The sequence below is a fragment of the Thalassoglobus neptunius genome, assembly GCF_007859735.1.
GTDB classification, from domain to species: domain Bacteria; phylum Planctomycetota; class Planctomycetia; order Planctomycetales; family Planctomycetaceae; genus Thalassoglobus; species Thalassoglobus neptunius.
Window position 1 is genome coordinate 751,926 of the sequence record NZ_SIHI01000001.1, and the last position, 18,917, is coordinate 770,842.

Below are 18,917 nucleotides of genomic sequence, written 5' to 3' on the forward strand. Positions count from 1 at the left end.
GAGAGACTTTCACATCGCTCCACAACACTTCTTGTATTTGCGTCCCGACCCGCAGGGGCAGGGATCATTTCGTCCAACGGACTTCAGTGGAACTCTTCCGGAGCGTTGAGGCTGCTCCGATGCTCGCGGTTCCGGACGTCGCTTTTTCTGCATAACATCCGCTGCCGGACGGCCCGCTTTCACAAGGCGGGTCATTTCTTTCATCGCTGGATCGATGTGATTAAAGAAGGCCCGGTAGCCAGCACACAGGTAATTGAGACCATCTTCTCCGGAGGGCGTTTCGATAAACCGATTCTTCGGACATTCTCCGTTGCACGCGAACTGAACCTCGCATTCTCGGCAATACGCCGGAAGCGTCGACTCCTTCGCAGCTCCAAACTCTGCCTGTTGAGGCAAATTCGCCAATTCGAGAATCGGTAGCTCATGAATGTTTCCGAGCCGATAGTCGGGTTCAACAAAGTGGTCACACGAATAGACATCGCCGTTGTGTTCGATCGCCAGCGCGCGTCCACACTGTTTCCGGAAAACGCACAAGCTGGGCTCCATTCCCATCCAGGCTGCGAGCGCCTGATCGAAGATCTGAACAAAGACTTTCCCGACGTCGCGTTTGATCCATTCGTCGAACACGTCGATCAGGAATTTCCCGAAGTCCTCGGGAAGGACGGAGCGAGAACTGGCCAGATGCTCCCACGGATGGTCGCTTGATTCTTCGACGGGAGCTTCCGGATGTTCTCCGATTCCCCGCTTTTCAACGATCGGGATAAACTGGATGAATTCGACACCGGTGTCTCTGAGGTAGGTGTAAACTCGCTTGCCGTGAAGACTGTTCTCTCGATTCAACACGACGAGTGCGTTGAATTCCACCTGAAACCGCTTGAGCATTTGCAGTGCTTTCAACACAGCCTGAAACGTTCCCTTCCCTTTTTTGTCGTAGCGGTAGCGGTCATGCAGCGCGGCGGGCCCATCAATGGAGATCCCAACGAGGAATTCGTGACTCTTCAGGAAGCCAGCCCAACTCTCGTCGAGCAGAACCCCGTTTGTTTGCAGTGCGTTGGTAATCCGCTGCCCGGGACGAGCGAGTTGCTTTTGGATCGCTACAACGCGCTCGAAGAATTCAATGCCAAGCAGAGTCGGCTCTCCACCCTGCCACGCGAATGTGATCTCTTCTGCGGAGGCGGGTTGTGCTTCGATGTACTGGCCAATGTACGTCTCGAGGGTTTCCGGCGTCATCCTCCAACTGTTGGTCCCGGGGTACAGTTCCTCCTTGTGAAGATAGTAGCAGTACTCACAGTCGAGGTTGCAGATTGGCCCAATGGGTTTCGCCATCACGTGCAACATCAGTTTTGTAAAAAATACGTTCTGCGATTTGGGGGGGACGGTTTGATTCAAGGCGGATCAATTTGTGTGAATAGATTTGGCGGAAAGAATGCTTTTTCGGGAAGAGAAAAGCGTAACAGGCCATTCTCCGGTCTGCACCCTTCCGCACATTGAAAAGGTTGTCACGGCATATCTGCCGGGTCGAATCGCCGAAGCGGTCTTGTCGCAATCAAAGTTTCGAAGCTAACTTTCCACTCCCTTCTGAGTTCACATCCAATCCCACATCTTCGTTCGTCTTCCCCCCTGATTGCAGCCTGCTCTCGAAGTCTTCGAGCAGACGGGCATTCAAAACGGAGTACGCCGTGTCACTTCGCATCTGTCTCGTCTTCTTTTCACAACTCCTCGCCACGACCCTTTGGAGCGCGCTTCCTGCATCGGCGCAGAGTATCCGGGTTTTCACAGAAGTCATTGACGTATCACAGCCCGAACAGCCTCAACCGCTATCCCACAGCGTCACCTACTTTCACGCTGGACGGGTGTACGACTACATGCCTGATCTCGGTGAAGTTGTGATCTTCGAGCCCGATCACCATCGATTCATTATCCTCGGCAACAATTATGTGGCGACAGAGGTTTCGTTTGCCGAAGTCAATCACTTTCTGGAATCGGCAGAGCAGGAAGCACAGAAGCTCATCGGGGAGTATTCGAAATCTTCCGAACCGCATGCGTTACAAAACGCAGCATTGCTCCAGTTTCAGTTGAACCCCAACTTTCAGGAAGAGCTTTCCAACGGAAATACCCAATTGACACTGTTGGGATCGCAACTCGATTATCAGGTGACCGGAACTCAGATGAGTGACTCGACAGTGACTCAAGAGTATCTCGACTACGCTGATTGGACGAAACGACTGAACTACGTCCTCCATCCACAACCAACACTTCCCCATCCTCGCCTGCAGCTTAATCAAGCCCTTCGCAAGCACAATCTGCTTCCGCGAACGGTCGAGGTCACGCTTCATGTTGAGCCTCGAGTGAAGCTTCGAGCTGTCCATGACTACTCTGACAAGCTGCAATCGATTGATCGACAAAGCATCAGCCGCTGGGAACGAACCCTTCAGGGTGAAGAAGTCCGGTGGATGACTTTTCAGGAATATCAGCAATTCCTGATCGCCCAAGTTCAACGCTGAACAAGAGTTCCGACGAACATCAGTTGCAATGATTTCTGAGATCACACCTGAGCCGATGCAGACGGTCCCGTTTACGTCGGCTCTGATCATTTCGTTCGCGTGAATTTCCCTTTTCCATTCGATAACCTATCATGATGTTTTGATGACTGAGTTCATCAATTCTCCCCACGGAGCAGGACGACACAATTGTCGATGGCTCCTCCCACCTCGGGGACGAAATATTCATCAATACAATTAGGGAAAATCCATGCCAAGACCTTCGAATCGTCGTGACTTCCTGAAGACGAGCGCCGCCATCGGTGCTGCCGTCTATGTCGGACACCCCACACTGAACGCACAAGATGAAGAACGCTCCGCAAATACACGCGTCGCTTATGCTTGTGTCGGAGTTGGCGGAAAAGGAGCCAGTGACTCGGCCGACGCTTCCAAGCATGGAGATATCGTCGCGATTTGTGATGTCGACGACCGTACGTTGACCAAGGCTGGTGTTCGCCCTGGCTTCAAGGAAGCCGAGAAGTTCAACGACTTCCGCGAAATGCTGGACAAAATGGGTGACAAGATCGATGCCGTCACCATCTCGACTCCAGACCATACTCATGCTCCCGCAGCCGCAATGGCGATGAAAATGGGGAAAGCATGCTTCTGTCAGAAACCCCTGACTCACACAGTCTGGGAAGCACGTCGCTTGCAGGAAATCGCTGAAGAGACCGGCGTCGCCACAATGATGGGCAACCAGGGAACCTCTTACGATGGTCTTCGTCGTGCTGCCGCACTTCTGAAGGCAGGCAAAATCGGACGAGTGAAAGAAGCTCACATCTTCACCAACCGACCGATCTGGCCACAAGGCGGACCACGCCCAGAACCGCAACAGGCTCCTCCTCACGTCCATTGGGATCTCTGGTTGAGCGCAGCTCCTGAACGCCCATACGCTGACGGTTACCACCCATTCGCCTGGCGTGGTTGGTGGGACTTCGGTACGGGTGCTCTTGGCGATATGGCTTGCCACACCTTCAACATGCCATTCGCAGGTCTCAACCTCGCGAATCCCAAGACGATCCAGGCTGTGTGCACTGGCCACAACATGGACAGCTACCCACAGTCCTCCAAAATTGACTTCGAGTTCGATCATCCGAGCGGCGAAGGTATGATGCCGGTTTACTGGTACGACGGAGGAAATCAGGCAGACGAAAGCCTCCTCAAAGGCCAGAAATTCCAGCATAAGAGTGGATCGATCATCGTTGGTGAAGATCTGACGCTCTACTCCTTCGGAGACTACGGCGAAAACTGGATTCTGATCGACGCCGACGGAAACACGGTCGACCCACCAGAAGTCGAGTTCGAAAAATCTCCTGGACACTTCACCGAATTCCATGAAACGATCATCGGGGAACGTGACCATGCAATGTCGAACTTCCAGAAATACGCTGGAGCCCTGACCGAAACGATTCTCCTCGGCAACCTGGCTGTCTGGGCAGCTGCGAGCGGCGAGAGCAAGAAGATCGAATGGGACGCAGAAAACCTGACAGCGACAAACGCACCAGAAGTGATGAATGTCGTGAAGAAAGAGTACCGCGGTGATTACGGATCTTACCTCGATGCGTAATCCCGGCAGTCGTTCGCTCACGGTTCACTGATGGACCGCGAAACGAATCGACAACGTTGAGACGAAAAATGGCCGTCGAAGCACACGCTTCGACGGCCATTTTGTTTTCCAACACTGAACTCGACTACTGTCAGACAGTCGCTCGCATCGTTTGTTGTTCAGATTTGCGATTCAGAATCGTCTGCGGTGAACTTCAGAACTGGCTGGGAAGAGGCACTGGATTTCGCAATGAAATCATCAGTCGTCACCAAGAGATGGCGAGCAAAGCACAACCTTGAAACAGAACAACTCCGAGAACATGTCAAACGGAAGAAACATCGATCGTTGAAGGAACGATCTCCCGCATCATTTCATCGTCGTCAAAGTCCATCTCGCTCGGGTCCCCGATAACGGTCAATGGCCGTGTTGAAGATCCTTGAAGACAAGCTTCGCTCACTTCGAGTTCTCCCAGATGAAGCGTGTCGCGAATGTGGACCACCTTCGCGTTTTCCGGTTCAGTCAGTCCGATCGTTCTCAAAGCGTCTTCAATTGCCCTCTTGTCGCTGGCATAAACACAGGGAATCATCGCACCCGTCGGATGACTGCTGGTGATGCAGTTGATGCGAGTCGACTCCATATTGATCTGATCAACACACCGTTGAAGAGTGAACTCTGCAATCCCGATACCGGTCGCGTTCCCGTTTGTTTTTTCAGTAAGGCTTCGAACGAAGATCCGCTTGCAGTTCACAGAGTCTTTCTCCGTGGCCACATGATCATTGTACTTGCGACCGATGATGTTGGTGTCCATCCCGGTCCCGCTGATGTCTTTTCCAATCTGATCGATGATCAGAAGGTCCACTTCAGAAAACGGAAGCTGTGGAAGCCACTCGATCGCCTGTTTCAAGAGAGCTTGTTCGCGCTCAAAGAAATCCGCTGGAGCCACAGCTTCAATGAGGGCTGTCTCGTCGTAGGCGTTTTCGACGATTGCGATTCCCGTCAGAACGCGGCATTTTTCGATGACCACTCGACCGACAGCTCTGACAATCGTTTCGAAATCGTAGTCCTTGATCGCTCGATGATAGGTCAAGGCTCCTTCGTGCTTACCGAGCCCGATGAGCATCATCTTGTGAAGCCCTGATTCCACCGCACCGACAAAACCGGTATGAGGCTTAATCCGTCCCATGATGATCACGTGATCGGCCATGGACGCGTATTTGTCGAAATGCACAGGAATCCCGTGTTCGGTCTCAGCGACGACGACAGTTGCCATCGACGAACGGACTTCGCACCCGAGAAATTCTTCGGTGATTCCGAATCCTTCCAGGACTCGCTTCTGTCCTTCTGCCGTTGCTCCCCCATGACTCCCCATGGCAGGAACAATAAATGGAATCGCTCCCAGCGACAGAACATGATCAACGACTGCCTTGGTAATTGTCGCGATGTTCGCGATTCCACGACTTCCCACCGTGATCGCAACCGTCTGCCCCGCCAGAACCGTTTCGCCCAGGTCCTGTGCTTGTAGTTGCTGCACGGTCGAGGCGGTGACATCATCGACTCGAACGCGTTCAAAGTCTTGTCGGATCCGCACCATACGGGGAAATGCCATGAATGAGACCTTTTGTGAACTCAACGAATCGTGATCAAACAGCTATACTTTGCGGAACAGTCGCCATGAGGGAGTGTGACGAAAACAAGAAGGAATCGATTTTCTTCCCGATACAGTATGGTCAATGTCACGAGTTTTTGCATCGACCACAATTGATATTAAGGCAGGAACGGACACATTATGAAGCTGGGGACTCTGAGGACGAATTCGGGATTTGTAGTCGTGGCAGTTGTTGAGTCCGAAGGGGAACAGCGATTTCTTCCACTGACGCAAATCGACCCATCGATTCCGAACTCAATGCGTGAGTTGTTGCAACAATCGAACGGGCTGGAGAAATGTCGAGCGGCCCTGCAGCGCGGGCTGCAAACCGAACTGCGCATCGACGGGACACTGATGGCTCCCATCCCCGATCCGGGGAAGATTATCTGCATCGGTCTGAACTATCGCGACCATGCAGAAGAGTCAGGAATGGACATTCCTGAAGAGCCGGTCTGTTTCAGCAAGTTTGGGAACTCCATCATCGGCCCGGGAGAAGCGATCCGACTTCCACGAGTTTCCTCGAAGGTGGACTACGAAGCAGAACTCGTCGTCGTCATCGGGAAAGCAGGTTACGAAATCCCGAAAGAGAAAGCATTTGAGCACGTGGCCGGGTATTGCAATGGCCACGATGTCTCCGCTCGTGATTGGCAAATTGGGAAACCGGGGAAGCAATGGCTCCTTGGAAAAACTCCGGACACCTTCGCTCCAATCGGTCCATGGCTTGTCGCCGCCGATGAAATTGACGATCCGCACAATCTGGAACTTGCATTGCGATTGAACGGCGAACGCATGCAGACCGGAAATACGCGTGAGTTCATCTTTGGAATCGACGAAGTGATCGCGTACATCTCACAGATCGTCACACTCCAACCCGGAGACATCATCTTCACCGGAACTCCTCCCGGTGTCGGAATGGGACGGGACCCACAAGTCTGGCTGCAACCGGGAGACACAGTTGAGGTCGAAGTCTCTGGACTGGGGGTTCTCTCGAATCCTGTGATCGGCCCTCAATAAACGTTGAACGTCGATGAAAGTGTTCCGGATTGACTGGAACCGGATCTCGCACCGATGATTGATTGAGCGGAAATGGGTCCCGAATTGCTCGTGGTTCGTCCACGGTGAACGAAAGCGGACATCCGACGCTTCACCCCCATGCCGGAAGTCACTTCAAGACTGACTTATCTCTCGACTATGATTCGCTACTATGATTCTCTGGCCAAAAAGTTGGGGACAAGCGTTCGAATGTCGTCAAGGATCACTGTTCAATGACAACACTGCTGGTTGCAATTGGTTCGTTTTTCGGTTTCATCGTCGCGTATCACACCTACGGACGTTGGCTTTCCCAGAAAATCTTTGACCTTGATCCCAATGCCGAGGTCCCGAGCAAACAACTGCGGGACGACGTCGATTTCGTTCCGACGAAGAAGCAAGTGATCTTTGGTCATCACTTCACGAGCATCGCGGGAACCGGTCCGATTGTGGGCCCGGCGATTGCCGTGTTCTGGGGTTGGCTTCCGGCGTTATTGTGGGTCGTTCTCGGTTCAATCTTCATCGGCGCTGTTCACGATCTGGGAGCCCTCGTGGTCTCGATGAGGAATCGCGGCCAAACCGTGGGAGAAGTTGCGGGACGATTGATCAATCGACGAGCGCGTGTACTCTTTCTCCTCATCCTGTTCTTCGCGTTGACGATTGTGCTCGCGATTTTCGGGCTGGTGATCGCGAAAGTCTTCGACATGTACCCCGCTTCGGTGTTGTCAGTCTGGATCGCCATGCCGATCGCGATGGGCATCGGATACTGGGCCTACAAGAGAAACGGCGACCTGCTCATTCCCTCCATCGCGGCACTTCTGACACTTTACGGAGCGATCTTCATCGGCGTCGAGTACTTCCCGATTCAGTTCGTCCAAGTTGCCGATTCGAGCAATGTCGAATTGCAGGTTGCAGAGACAACGCTTCCGGTCGCACTTCCGCTAGTGAATCCAACGGTCGCCTGGACGGTGATTCTGATGGCGTATTGCTTCCTCGCTTCCGTCTTGCCGGTTTGGCTCCTTCTCCAACCGCGAGATTACGTGAACAGCCACCAACTGTTTGTCGCCCTGATTTTACTGGTGGGAGGTTTGTGCATCGCTGGCATGACCGGAAAGGCAGACCTTGTGGCCAGCACTCCTGCTGTGGTCGCCAAAAGCGAACTCCCCGCTCATGCTCCTCCGATTTTCCCCTTTCTGTTCATCACCATCGCCTGCGGAGCGTGCAGCGGATTCCACTGTCTGGTGAGTAGCGGGACGAGCAGCAAACAAGTCGAAAACGAGAAAGACGCCCAATACGTCGCTTACGGGTCGATGCTTCTCGAAGGAGCACTCGCAGTCATTGTGATTCTCGCCTGCACCGCTGGAGTCGGGATGGGAAAATTTTCTCAGCTTGAGAATGGGACGTTTCAACAATCGATGAATGCGGACAACACCCCGATCACCGGAAATTCCGCCTGGAAAGCTCGATACAATTCGGAAGGCGACTGGAAGAAATTCGGACTGGCTGACACAGTTGGAGCGTTTGTTGAAGGCGGTGCGAATTTCCTCGCAGCGATTGGAATTCCGCTCCGTTTCGGAATCGGGATTATCGCGACGCTGGTCGCTTGCTTCGCTGCCACAACTCTCGATTCCGCCACGCGGCTTCAAAGATATGTTATCCAGGAACTCGGCGCAACTTTCTCGGTTCCTCCGCTTCAGAACAAATACGGAGCCACTGCCACAGCAGTCATCCTCGGTCTCGTCGTCGCCATTCTTCCGGGTCCGACTGGAGTTCCCGGAACCGGCGGACTGATCCTTTGGCCGCTCTTCGGAGCCACCAACCAATTGCTGGCCGGACTGGCGTTTATGGTTCTGGTATTCTATCTCTGGCGCCGCAGCAAACCTGTTCTGTTCGCCGTGCTCCCCATGCTGATGATGCTTCTCATGCCAGCTTTGGCGTTGGGATATCAGATGTGCGGCTGGTGGAGCAGCGGTGATTACCTCCTCGTTGGTTTCGGAACGGTCGTGCTCGGACTTCAAGTGTGGATGATTGTCGAAGGATTTCTGCTCTGGCCGAAAGTCAAAGGAGTTCTGGAGCCTCAGCTTCCTCCGCTGCAGAATTCCGCCCAACTGGCAACCGCCAGCGGCCCGAACTGTTGAACAGCTTCATGCCGTTTTACCCGCAGAATTGAATTTCAAACGCCGCTATGACCGACGACAGTCCACAGCCCCCGCAAACATTTCGCCCGAACTATCTGGCTGTCTGGGGAATGTTCTTCCGCAATTCGCTGATTCGCGAAATGACCTTTCGCAGCAATTTCGTGATTGAGTTGGTCACCCGCGCGTTCTGGTTCTCAGCCCAGCTCGTATTGTTCGACTTGATCTATCGTCACGTGCCGACGATTCAGGACTGGTCGCGGGAAGAGTACTTCGCATTCATGGCCACCGGGATGCTGATCAACGCTCTCGTCGAGGCGTTTTTTATGCCGAATTGCGCAAATTTCAGTGAACTGATTCGCACCGGTGATCTCGACTTCGCGCTCCTCAAACCGATTGACACCCAGTTCTTGATCTCGTTTGAGAAGGTCAATTTCGCGATGATCAATCAGGTGCTCCTCGCACTGGCCCTTCTGTGGTATTCGATCTCGAAAACCGGAATCGAACTCTCCATCGGCCGGGTCGTGACCTACCTGTTATTGATACTCGTCGGCGTTGCCTTCTTCTACAGCTTAATGATCGCACTGGCGAGCACGTCTGTCTGGTTTGGACGCAACCAAGGACTCTACGATTTCTGGTTTTACATCACGATCTTTGCTCGCTATCCACAAGGGTTCTACAAGCAGTCGTTCGGCGGAGAAATGCTGTGGTTCGGCTTCTCGTTCATCATTCCGATCCTTCTTGTCGTGACTGTTCCGTCCCGTTTTCTGTTACGAAAAGCCCTCGATCCAAACTGGACCGTTCTCGTGATTGCCCCCATTTCGACACTCGTCATGGTGTTGATCTCGCGGAAAATCTTCCAATGGTCGCTCTCGAACTACCGCAGCGCCAGCAGCTAGAGCATTACCAACCCTTGACTCCGTTCATGGTTTCTCGGCGTCCGCCTGAACTCACTTCTTCCGAGGAACGCTGCGATTGCGAAGGCAGCGTCCAGAGACGAATTGCCCTGACGTTTTCGCCTCAACTCGCACCGGCATGTTTGCTGGCAAGCCCTCAACCTCACGATGAATGACGCAGGTGAACTCTCCAACAAGGTCCGCCAAACGGCACGGAAACTTGGGTTTCCGCTTGTTGGGATTACCCCTGCCGCACGTCCAGACACTCTCGATTTCTTCAAAAGGTGGCTGAACTCTGGATTTCACGGCGAAATGGGGTACATGCAACGTCGTGAGGCTGCCTACGAACACCCTTCCAACGTGCTTCAGAACGTCAAAACGATCATCATCGTCGCTGCGACGTATGGCAGCGACAGTTCAGGCGAGGAAAACAACTTTCGAGTTGCCAAATACGCAACCTCACAAAACGACTATCACGATGTCCTGCGAGAAAAACTGAAACCGCTCGCATCAACAATCCACGATACGTCCCCCGGTGCCAAGACTCGAGTCGTCGTCGACACCGCCCCACTGCTGGAACGCGACTTTGCGAGACTCGCGGGACTCGGGTGGTTTGGGAAGAACACCCTCCTGATCAACAAACACATCGGGAGCTTCTTCTTTCTGGCCGCACTCCTGACAAACGCGGAACTCGAGCCGGACCCGCCACATTCGAATTCCCACTGCGGAACCTGTACGCGTTGCCTCGAAGCATGCCCAACGAACGCGTTCACCGACGCTTATTCGCTTGATGCCCGCAAATGCATCTCTTACCTGACGATTGAACTCCGCGACAAACCGATCCCAGTGGACCTTCGTTCGGGCATGGGTGACTGGATTTTTGGTTGCGACGTTTGCCAGGACGTTTGCCCATGGAACCGAAAACAGAGCGAGACGGACTTATCCGAGTTCCGAGACCAAGGCCGGACTCCTCAAGACGCGGCTCACTTCCTCGAAATTGACGACGAACAATTTCAAACGGAATTCGGAGCAACGCCCTTCTCTCGCCCGGGCCGAGTCGGAATGGCCCGCAACGCCGCGATTGTTCTCGGAAACAGTCGAGACAGCGAGTCGCAGGATGTCCTGATTGCGGGATTGGGAGACGCCTCGCCAATTGTGCGGGAAGCATGTGTTTGGGCACTTGCGAAGATCAGAACAAAGAAAGCAATGGAAGCACTTCGCTCCCAGGAATCACTCGAAACCGACGAGATGGTCCGGTCGGCGATCACTCATTTCATGAGCGGATCGCATGATTGAAGCGATTTTCCGATCACTTCCCACGGTCAGGAAGAGCAATTTCCGCTCGTTTCCTTCTTCTGAGAAATCACTTACATCCGAAGATGAATCGGTTGCTGGTTTTAGAACGACATGACATGATTGGCGCTTTATTGAGTCGACCCTCATCGTAGCTGGTCGCGCTCGCACATTCACGATCAACTCTTCAGCTCTCCAGATCATGTCGGACGAAAAAAAGAAGCTCACGACAGCAGAGATTCTGGCACTCGCTCGGAAAAAAAAGAGCGAAGGTGGTTCAGCAGAAGCTCCATCCTCAGAGGCAGGAGCTTCCGGCGAGTCATCTCCAGCCGACTCTGAATCCAAACCTGCAGCAGCGCCCAAGTCGACAGCAGACATTCTTGCTGCCGCACGCGCTCAGGGTGGAGGAAAGAAAGAGTCCGGAGACGAACCGAAGCCAGCCGCTCCGAAGTCGACTGCGGATATTCTTGCTGCAGCACGAAAACAGGGTGGTGGTGCAAAACCATCTCCTGCTGCAGGAGGAGCCCCCAAGTCGACAGCCGACATCCTCGCGGCTGCTCGTGCTCAAAAAGCCGCAGCTGCTGGCTCATCACCGAGCCCAGCGAAAGCTGCTCCGAAGGGCAAGGCCCCTGCCAAGCCCGCAGAAGCTGGTGATCTCCCGGCGCTGAAAGACATGGTGGCAGCCGTCACCGAAGCGAAGAAATCCGGTGCTCCGGTTCGACCGAAAGTCACGCCCGGCAAGCCCGTCGCTGGCAAGCCCAAACTGCCCAAGAAGGCAGAAAAGACAACCCGAAGAGGGTTCTGGGGAATCTTCGCTGCAGCAACAATTACTCCCTTCGCGTTTGCTTGGGCTTCTGTCTCAGCAATCGCGGGGTTATGGGCACTTGGCGTCGCTCGTTTCATGATGCCGAATATGGTGCTCGAATTGCCTTCACGATTCAAAGTTGGCCCAACGTCAGATTTCCCACCGGGAACGGTTTCGGAGAAATTCAAGGCGAGCCGCGGAATCTGGATTGTCAACACCGATCAATACGACGGACGCGGGATGATTTACGCCCTCGCCTCGGTCTGCACACATCTGGGTTGCACGCCAAACTGGCTCGAAGGTGAGCAGAAGTTTAAGTGCCCTTGCCATGGTTCCGGATTCTACATCACCGGAATCAATTTCGAGGGCCCAGCTCCAAGACCTCTCGAACGTGTCGGGATCGAACTTGCTCCCGATGGTTTGCTGGAAGTCGATAAGAGTGTGAAGTTTCAAGAAGAACTTGGACAGTGGGTTGACCCCAAGTCCTACGAATTGGCTTAGTGTTGAGCGTGCAGGTCAGCACGCTGTTTCCTCACGGTTGATGGTCCTCACCGGGTACAGGTATGTCGGTTACGGAATACATTCGGAAATCACAGATCTGGCGAAGTATCTTTCGCCATCCTGCTCCGTATGATCGCAGGAATCGCGCGGTCGTCGTCTTGACGAACTTCTTCCTGCACTTGCACCCTGTGTCAGCGAAAAAAGGCGGAATCGCTCTTTCCTACACATGGTGTATGGGAGGAATTACGTTCTTCCTGTTCCTCGTCGAAGCACTCACGGGAGTGCTCTTGATGTTTTACTATCGTCCGACGCTGGAATGGGCATTCACCGATATCCGCGCACTCCGAGACGTGAATACACTCGGAATCATGCGTGAGATTCACCGGTGGGGAGCCCACGCGATGGTGATTACCGTCTGGCTCCACATGTACAGGGTGTTCTTAACGGGAAGCTATAAACCTCCTCGAGAGTTCAACTGGGTCATCGGGGTCTTGCTGCTGGTGTTGACCCTCCTGCTCTCGTTCACTGGATACCTGCTCCCTTGGGATCAGCTGGCCATCTGGGCGATCACGGTGGGATCGAACATGGCACGTGCGACTCCCTTCCTCGGGCATGAAGGTCCGGGATTTCAGCTTCTGAATGTTGGTGGTTTCGATCTGATTACGAACGCCAGTGATGCTCGCTTCCTCTTGCTGGGAGCACGAACCGTTGGTGAAGAAACACTCAATCGTTTTTACATTCTACACTGCGTAGCTATTCCTATTGTTGTGTCTGGTTTGATTGCCATTCACTTCTGGAGGGTTCGTAAAGACGGTGGAATCAGTCAGCCTCTTTAAAGTGGTCTGTCAAAATCGGGATTTTTGAGCCCTCTATTGTTTGTGGTGACTGGGAACTATGGAACCTCATCCTGACTTAACAATTAGTGTGATTCGTGGCCTTGGCTGGCTGTACTTGCTGATGTCTCTTCTGAACATCTGCTGGACATTCCGCAGCCATAAGCATGACGGCTATTACAATCGCATGTTCGGAATCGATCATCTCCCAAAATCAATGTTTTGGGCGATCTATTCCGCCTTGCTGCTCGTTTTGGCCGCTGTGCACCTGGTGTTCTCGGCCGATGCATCGTCCTTTCTGCTGCGGCTTCCGTCGTGGTTTAAGGTGGCGGCAGACACCGTGATCGCGAATCCGATCAGCTTCTTCTGCCTGTCGTTGGTGATTTTCATCGCCATTATCGCCCTCCGCAAATGGTGGGTCCAACCGACAGTCGCCTGGATTCTCTTCAATCTGAGCGTCCTCTTCCTAGCTGTCAGTATGACCGACTATGACTTCCGTCAGATCGTCGGAAAGCCGGACAACGTTCCGATTGTCGGAATGCTCTACCTCGTCGGATTTACAACCTGGCTGTACTTCTACAAAGCCAATGACAACGACGAACGTATCGCAGAAGGTCGTCCACTGGCTGAGAAAGAACTGTCCGACCAAGTCCTCGTGTGGCCCGATCTCGTTTACTCCGAGATGATCTGCATGATTCTGGTCACATCTTTGCTGATCGTCTGGGGTGTCGCACTTCAAGCACCGCTCGAAGAGCCTGCCTCAGCTGTGAAAACACCAAATCCTTCCAAGGCTCCCTGGTACTTCCTGGGCCTTCAGGAAATGCTCGTTTATTACGATCCATGGATGGCCGGTGTTGTCCTTCCGAGTGTGATTCTCGTCGGATTGATGGCCATTCCGTATATCGACTTCAACACCAAAGGGAACGGTTACTACACATTTGATGAGCGAAAATTCGCCATCATCACGTTCCTCTTCGGATTTCTGCCATTGTGGGTGGGAATGATCGTGCTGGGAACGTTCATCCGTGGCCCCAACTGGAACATGTTCGGACTTTACGAGTACTGGGATGTCCACAAACTCGAAGTTCTCAATAACGTGAACCTGTCAGAGTACTTCTGGCACGGATTGGGGCAGCCATTGCCGAAGCCTGACGCCGAAGCTCCGGGGCTTTCACAAGTTCTGACGATTCTCAGTCGTGAGTGGCTTGGGATCCTTTTGACGCTCGCGTACCTGTTCGTGCTCCCTCCATTGATGGCGGTCACGGTCTTCAAGAAGTTCTACGTTAAGATGGGCTTCGTTCGATACATGGTTTTGGCCAACCTGGTCCTGCTGATGGCCTCACTTCCTTTGAAGATGGTCCTCAGATGGGTGTTTCGGTTGAAATACATCGTCGCGATTCCAGAGTGGTTCTTTAATATCTAGTTTTTTGTGAACGCCCGAGGTCTGATTTCCCGACTCCGGGCGCAGCAGTGACACTGAATAGCAATGCCAGCAACTGAACAGTATTGGCGTAATTTGCCAACAATGCACAAGGTGTTCGCCGGAAGCGCAATTGCACTTCTGGGTGCGACGCTGCTGATGATGTACAAAGACGAAAACCGCTCTTGGCGCGATTATCAGCGTGAAGCGGAACGTCTCCAGGTCGAATTGATTGACAAGCAACGTCAACAATACGACGACGAACAGTACCAGGCGCAGATCGCATCGCTGACCGCCGAAGTCGAGTCTCTCGACTCCGAATGGCAAAGCCGTTCTGACGAAATTGCGGAACTCGAAAAGCAGGCGAACACGCTCAAGGGTCGTGTCGAGATCCTGGCCACAGAGTCGAAAACCCGCAACGCGGAGCGAGACAAAGCCCGTGCGGATTACGACATCAAAGTGCGTGACCAAAGCGCCCCGGACGTCCTCGCTCAATTCAAGGCATCATTCGATGCTGCAGAGCAAGCCGCCCGCGAAGCTGCTCTCGAATACCAGACCGTGCAAGCGGAGTTTGACGCTCTCAAAAGCCAAATCGCTTCCGAACGTCGTGAACTGGACGAAGCTGCTACACAACTGAGTGATGTGCGCTCTGCACAAGACAGCCTCGCTGAGCGACGAAATCAGCTGCGACCAGAAAGCTGGTTTGTCGCTCTCAAGCGATCGTTCAAAGAACTTCCGATCATCAACGGATTCAACCCGCACCTGAAGATTCAATACGACTGGCCATCCGGGTTGGAACAAGAACTCGGCATGGTGACTGTTGAACGAGTCGACCGCTGCCGAACTTGCCATGTGAACATCGATGACTTCAGTGTCATCCGTGAAAATGGTCAAGTCGTCGGCATGACACCGACTTACCCAAGTGATGACTACGAAGAACCTTTCTGCTCTCATCCCTCTCCAGATGTCTACCTCACCGCAACCAGCCCGCATCCCGTGAACGACTTCGGGTGTACTGTTTGTCACGGAGGAGATGGTTCCGGAACAAGCTTCCAGAATGCTGAACACAGCCCTTCCAACCCAGCCATCGCGAAGAAGTGGGAAGAAGAGTACGACTGGCATTCGAACCACTTCTGGGAAGATCCGATGCACCCAGAGCAGTTCATCGAATCGAGCTGCCTGAAGTGCCATCACAGCGTTGTCGAACTCGGCATCAATGAGAAATATGGTGCGACCGCTCCGAAACTCTTCAAGGGTTGGGAAACGATTCGCGACTACGGTTGCTTCGGCTGTCATGAAATCAATGGTTACGGCGGAACGACACCTGTCGGACCCGACTTCCGACTCGAACCGAACACCCCGGAAGAACTGGCGGCGATTGAGGCCGACCCGAATCAAATCGCCGGGGAAATGCGAAAAGTCGGACCATCGCTCCGCTACATCGCTTCCAAAACCACAGAACAGTTCATCGCGTACTGGACAGAAGAACCGAAGCGTTTTCGTCCAACAACACGCATGCCGCAATTCTTCGATTTGACCAACCAGCATGATGCCATGGCTGAACTCCTTCAGCCCGTCGAAATTGCCGGCATCACGCGCTACCTGTTGGACAAGTCGGAAGAGTTCAAAGTTGAAGCTCCCGCTTCTGACTACACACCTGATCCCAAGCGTGGAGAAGAACTCTTCGCGAAAAGAGGATGTCTCGCCTGTCACAGTAAAGAAGGCGAAGCATTCGAGGGAATTGACGCCAACTTCGGTCCGGACCTCTCTCGCATTCACGAGAAAATCAAACCGGGTGAAGAAGGCTTCCAGTGGATGTACACCTGGATCAAGGAACCGAGCCGATATCATGCGCGGACTCGAATGCCGGATCTCTACCTCGATCCTTACACAGATGAACTTTCCGGCGATCACATTGACCCCGCCGCTGACATCACCGCCTACCTGCTTCAAGGTGGACCCGGCGAGTTTCCGGAACTTCCTCAGGCATCGATCGACCTGGGTCTCGTCGTCGTCGAGTTGAGCAAACGTGATGCTGAGCAACTTGGCCTCGCACAAGAGCAATACCGTGGAGTCCTTGTTGATGAAGTCGTTGCAGGCACTCCCGCCTCAAGAGCAGAAGCTCAGTCTGGTGAAAAATGGCGACCATCTCCAATTCAACCCGGAGACATCTTGATCTCTGTCGCTGGAACTCCTGTCGGTTCCGTCGATGACTACCACGAACTTCTGAAGACACTTGAATCGGGCGAAGAAGTCCAGGTCAAGATCCTGCGAAATGGCCGCGAAGTCATTCTGCGAGTCACTGCAGCCACTCCGCTTGACGACCTCGTCCGTCTCTATCTCTCGAAAGTCGTCGGACAAGCCGGAGTCAGCCGAGTCTTCGAAAACCGAAAACTCGATGTCACCGAATCGATGTATGGCGAAGGCGTTTCGCTCTCCGATTACTTCAAAGGGGACGAAATCGAACTCGCACCTGCAGAGTTTGGAGAAGAAGTCACTCCCGAAGAGTGGAAAGAACGACAACTCGTCTACGTCGGTCGTCGAACGATCTCCCGATATGGTTGTTACGGATGTCACGACATCCCCGGATTCGAAAACGCTCGCCCCATCGGCGCTGCACTGAACGACTGGGGTCGAAAAGACACTTCGAAACTGGCCTTCGAGCACATCCACGAATACCTCCACCATCACGGTGAAATGAGCGAAGAGGGTGACCACGAAGAAGACGGTCACGATGATGACCATGCTGATTCGCATGGACATGACAGCGAACTCGGCACCAGCACTGCCGAAAGAATGGAACAGATCGTCAAAGCTGCCCTCGCTGGAGGTGAAGTCGACGAGAACGACCTGACCGAAGCCCTTCTGTACAAGAGTGCAATCACTCACGGTCGCCCAGGCTTCCTGTGGCAGAAACTGCGACAGCCACGAAGCTACGACTACAAGAAAACCGAAACCAAGAACTGGGACGAACGCCTTCGAATGCCGAAGTTCCCGTTCGATACCGATCAGATCGAAGCGGTCTCCACGTTCGTCCTCGGTCTCATCGCCCGGCCACCAGCCCCTGAATATCAGTTCCGCCCAGATGAAGCTGGTGAAGCCATTTTCGAGGGAGAACGACTCCTCGCGAAATACAACTGTACCGGTTGTCACGTTCTCGAAATGGATTCGCTCGAGTTCTCGATCAATCCTGATCTGCTGAATGCGAAGGCGGTCAGTGGCGAATCACTGATGGAAGACTACCTGGAAGCGTTCGATCTTCTCGCCCACATTAAACCGATGGGTGCAGGTGGTCAGGGAGCGACTGGGGAAACGACCACGGATGCCTACGGAGACGAAGAGGCGGTCTATCGGGCCACAGCCTTTGTCCAAGGGATTCCTGATCCAGAAGAAGAAGACCCCGAGTTCCGAATCTACTCATTGCGATTCTGGGATGGTTTCGAAGTTGAGGAAGGAAAATACATTCTTCCCGGGGAAGCGGTTCCCGTCACCGAAGCCCAGTTCCGCGGTCGTATCGATGGCCGAGGCGGCGATTTCGGAAAATGGCTTGTTAACAAACTCGCCCCGGAACTCAGCAAGACACCCGGCGGAAACGACTTCAATGCCGCATGGCAGGCATCTGTTCCGACACTTGTGGCCGAAGGTCATAAGGTTCGCACACCGTGGCTCTATGAGTTCCTCAAGAACCCTGAACCACTGCGACGAACGACGGTCTTGCGAATGCCTCGCTTCAACATGTCGGACGAAGAAGCCCGGACTCTCTCCAACTACTTCTCCGCCAAAGATGGTGTTCCGTTCCCATACCAACTCGTCCCGCAGAATCAGCAGGGATATCAGGAACTTCACCAGGAGATTTACGAAGCTCATTATCCTGACGCCAAGGAAGACTACCTGACAGCGTCATGGTACGTGTTGAATGGTCCGCTCTGTCGGAAGTGTCACAACGTCGGTGGAAACGTGGTCAATGATCCGAAACAGGTCAAAGGCCCGAATCTCCAACGTGTCGAACAGCGACTTCGTCCAGAATGGACTCAGCTCTGGATCTACAAGCCGAACTGGATTTATCCATACACCGCGATGCCAGAGAACTTTCCTGCTGATAAGCCAGCGGAAATGAAAGACCTCTTCGGCGGTGATAACCCACGTCAGGCCCAGTCCGTCATCGATGCGTTGTTCAACTACACGCGTTTGATCGAGGAAAATGGACCGACGACTTACAACCCAGAAACGTCGACACCACCCACAACGTCCACGGGAGGTGCTGAGTAATGCAC

Annotated in this window: 12 protein-coding genes; 10 read left to right on the plus strand and 2 right to left on the minus strand. The window is 53.5% G+C overall.

What is annotated here, in order from left to right:
- Window positions 1-9: 9 nt before the first annotated feature.
- Entirely contained in the window at window positions 10-1,326 is a 1,317-nt protein-coding gene (locus KOR42_RS03100; RefSeq protein WP_197440809.1) for an anaerobic sulfatase maturase, read from the minus strand.
- A gap of 353 nt (window positions 1,327-1,679) precedes the next feature.
- Between KOR42_RS03100 and KOR42_RS03105 the strand changes: the two genes are divergently transcribed.
- Both KOR42_RS03105 and KOR42_RS03110 read left to right on the plus strand, forming a co-directional pair.
- Window positions 1,680-2,504 (plus strand): hypothetical protein, encoded by an 825-nt coding sequence (locus tag KOR42_RS03105; protein ID WP_146507149.1) that lies wholly within the window; start codon window positions 1,680-1,682, stop codon window positions 2,502-2,504.
- A 247-nt stretch (window positions 2,505-2,751) separates the two neighbouring features.
- Window positions 2,752-4,107, plus strand: coding sequence for a Gfo/Idh/MocA family oxidoreductase (locus tag KOR42_RS03110; protein ID WP_146507150.1), 1,356 nt, complete (start codon window positions 2,752-2,754; stop codon window positions 4,105-4,107).
- A gap of 301 nt (window positions 4,108-4,408) precedes the next feature.
- On the opposite strand, the gene KOR42_RS03115 is transcribed toward KOR42_RS03110, so the two are convergent.
- Window positions 4,409-5,692: a lactate racemase domain-containing protein gene (locus KOR42_RS03115; RefSeq protein ID WP_146507151.1), complete on the minus strand. Its 1,284-nt coding sequence runs from the start codon at window positions 5,690-5,692 to the stop codon at window positions 4,409-4,411.
- 180 nt (window positions 5,693-5,872) lie between these two features.
- Between KOR42_RS03115 and KOR42_RS03120 the strand changes: the two genes are divergently transcribed.
- The 8 genes from KOR42_RS03120 to KOR42_RS03155 all read left to right on the plus strand — a co-directional run bounded on the left by KOR42_RS03120 (window position 5,873) and on the right by KOR42_RS03155 (window position 18,912).
- Window positions 5,873-6,745 (plus strand): fumarylacetoacetate hydrolase family protein, encoded by an 873-nt coding sequence (locus tag KOR42_RS03120; protein WP_146507152.1) that lies wholly within the window; start codon window positions 5,873-5,875, stop codon window positions 6,743-6,745.
- 251 nt (window positions 6,746-6,996) lie between these two features.
- On the plus strand, window positions 6,997-8,898 hold the full coding sequence (locus KOR42_RS03125; RefSeq protein ID WP_146507153.1) for a carbon starvation CstA family protein: 1,902 nt from the start codon (window positions 6,997-6,999) through the stop codon (window positions 8,896-8,898).
- Window positions 8,899-8,945: 47 nt separating this feature from the next.
- Window positions 8,946-9,794, plus strand: a complete 849-nt coding sequence (locus tag KOR42_RS03130) for an ABC transporter permease (protein WP_146507154.1) — start codon at window positions 8,946-8,948, stop codon at window positions 9,792-9,794.
- 165 nt (window positions 9,795-9,959) lie between these two features.
- On the plus strand, window positions 9,960-11,087 hold the full coding sequence (queG, locus tag KOR42_RS03135) for a tRNA epoxyqueuosine(34) reductase QueG (protein WP_146507155.1): 1,128 nt from the start codon (window positions 9,960-9,962) through the stop codon (window positions 11,085-11,087).
- A 199-nt stretch (window positions 11,088-11,286) separates the two neighbouring features.
- Window positions 11,287-12,390 carry a QcrA and Rieske domain-containing protein gene (locus KOR42_RS26410; protein WP_197440810.1) on the plus strand — a complete coding sequence of 368 codons (1,104 nt, stop codon included), beginning with the start codon at window positions 11,287-11,289 and terminating at the stop codon, window positions 12,388-12,390.
- A gap of 62 nt (window positions 12,391-12,452) precedes the next feature.
- Window positions 12,453-13,226, plus strand: coding sequence for a cytochrome b N-terminal domain-containing protein (locus tag KOR42_RS03145; RefSeq protein ID WP_146507156.1), 774 nt, complete (start codon window positions 12,453-12,455; stop codon window positions 13,224-13,226).
- 58 nt (window positions 13,227-13,284) lie between these two features.
- Complete coding sequence (locus tag KOR42_RS03150; RefSeq protein ID WP_146507157.1) at window positions 13,285-14,646, plus strand: cytochrome b family protein; 1,362 nt, start codon at window positions 13,285-13,287, stop codon at window positions 14,644-14,646.
- A 63-nt stretch (window positions 14,647-14,709) separates the two neighbouring features.
- On the plus strand, window positions 14,710-18,912 hold the full coding sequence (locus tag KOR42_RS03155) for a c-type cytochrome (protein WP_146507158.1): 4,203 nt from the start codon (window positions 14,710-14,712) through the stop codon (window positions 18,910-18,912).
- Window positions 18,913-18,917 lie beyond the last annotated feature (5 nt).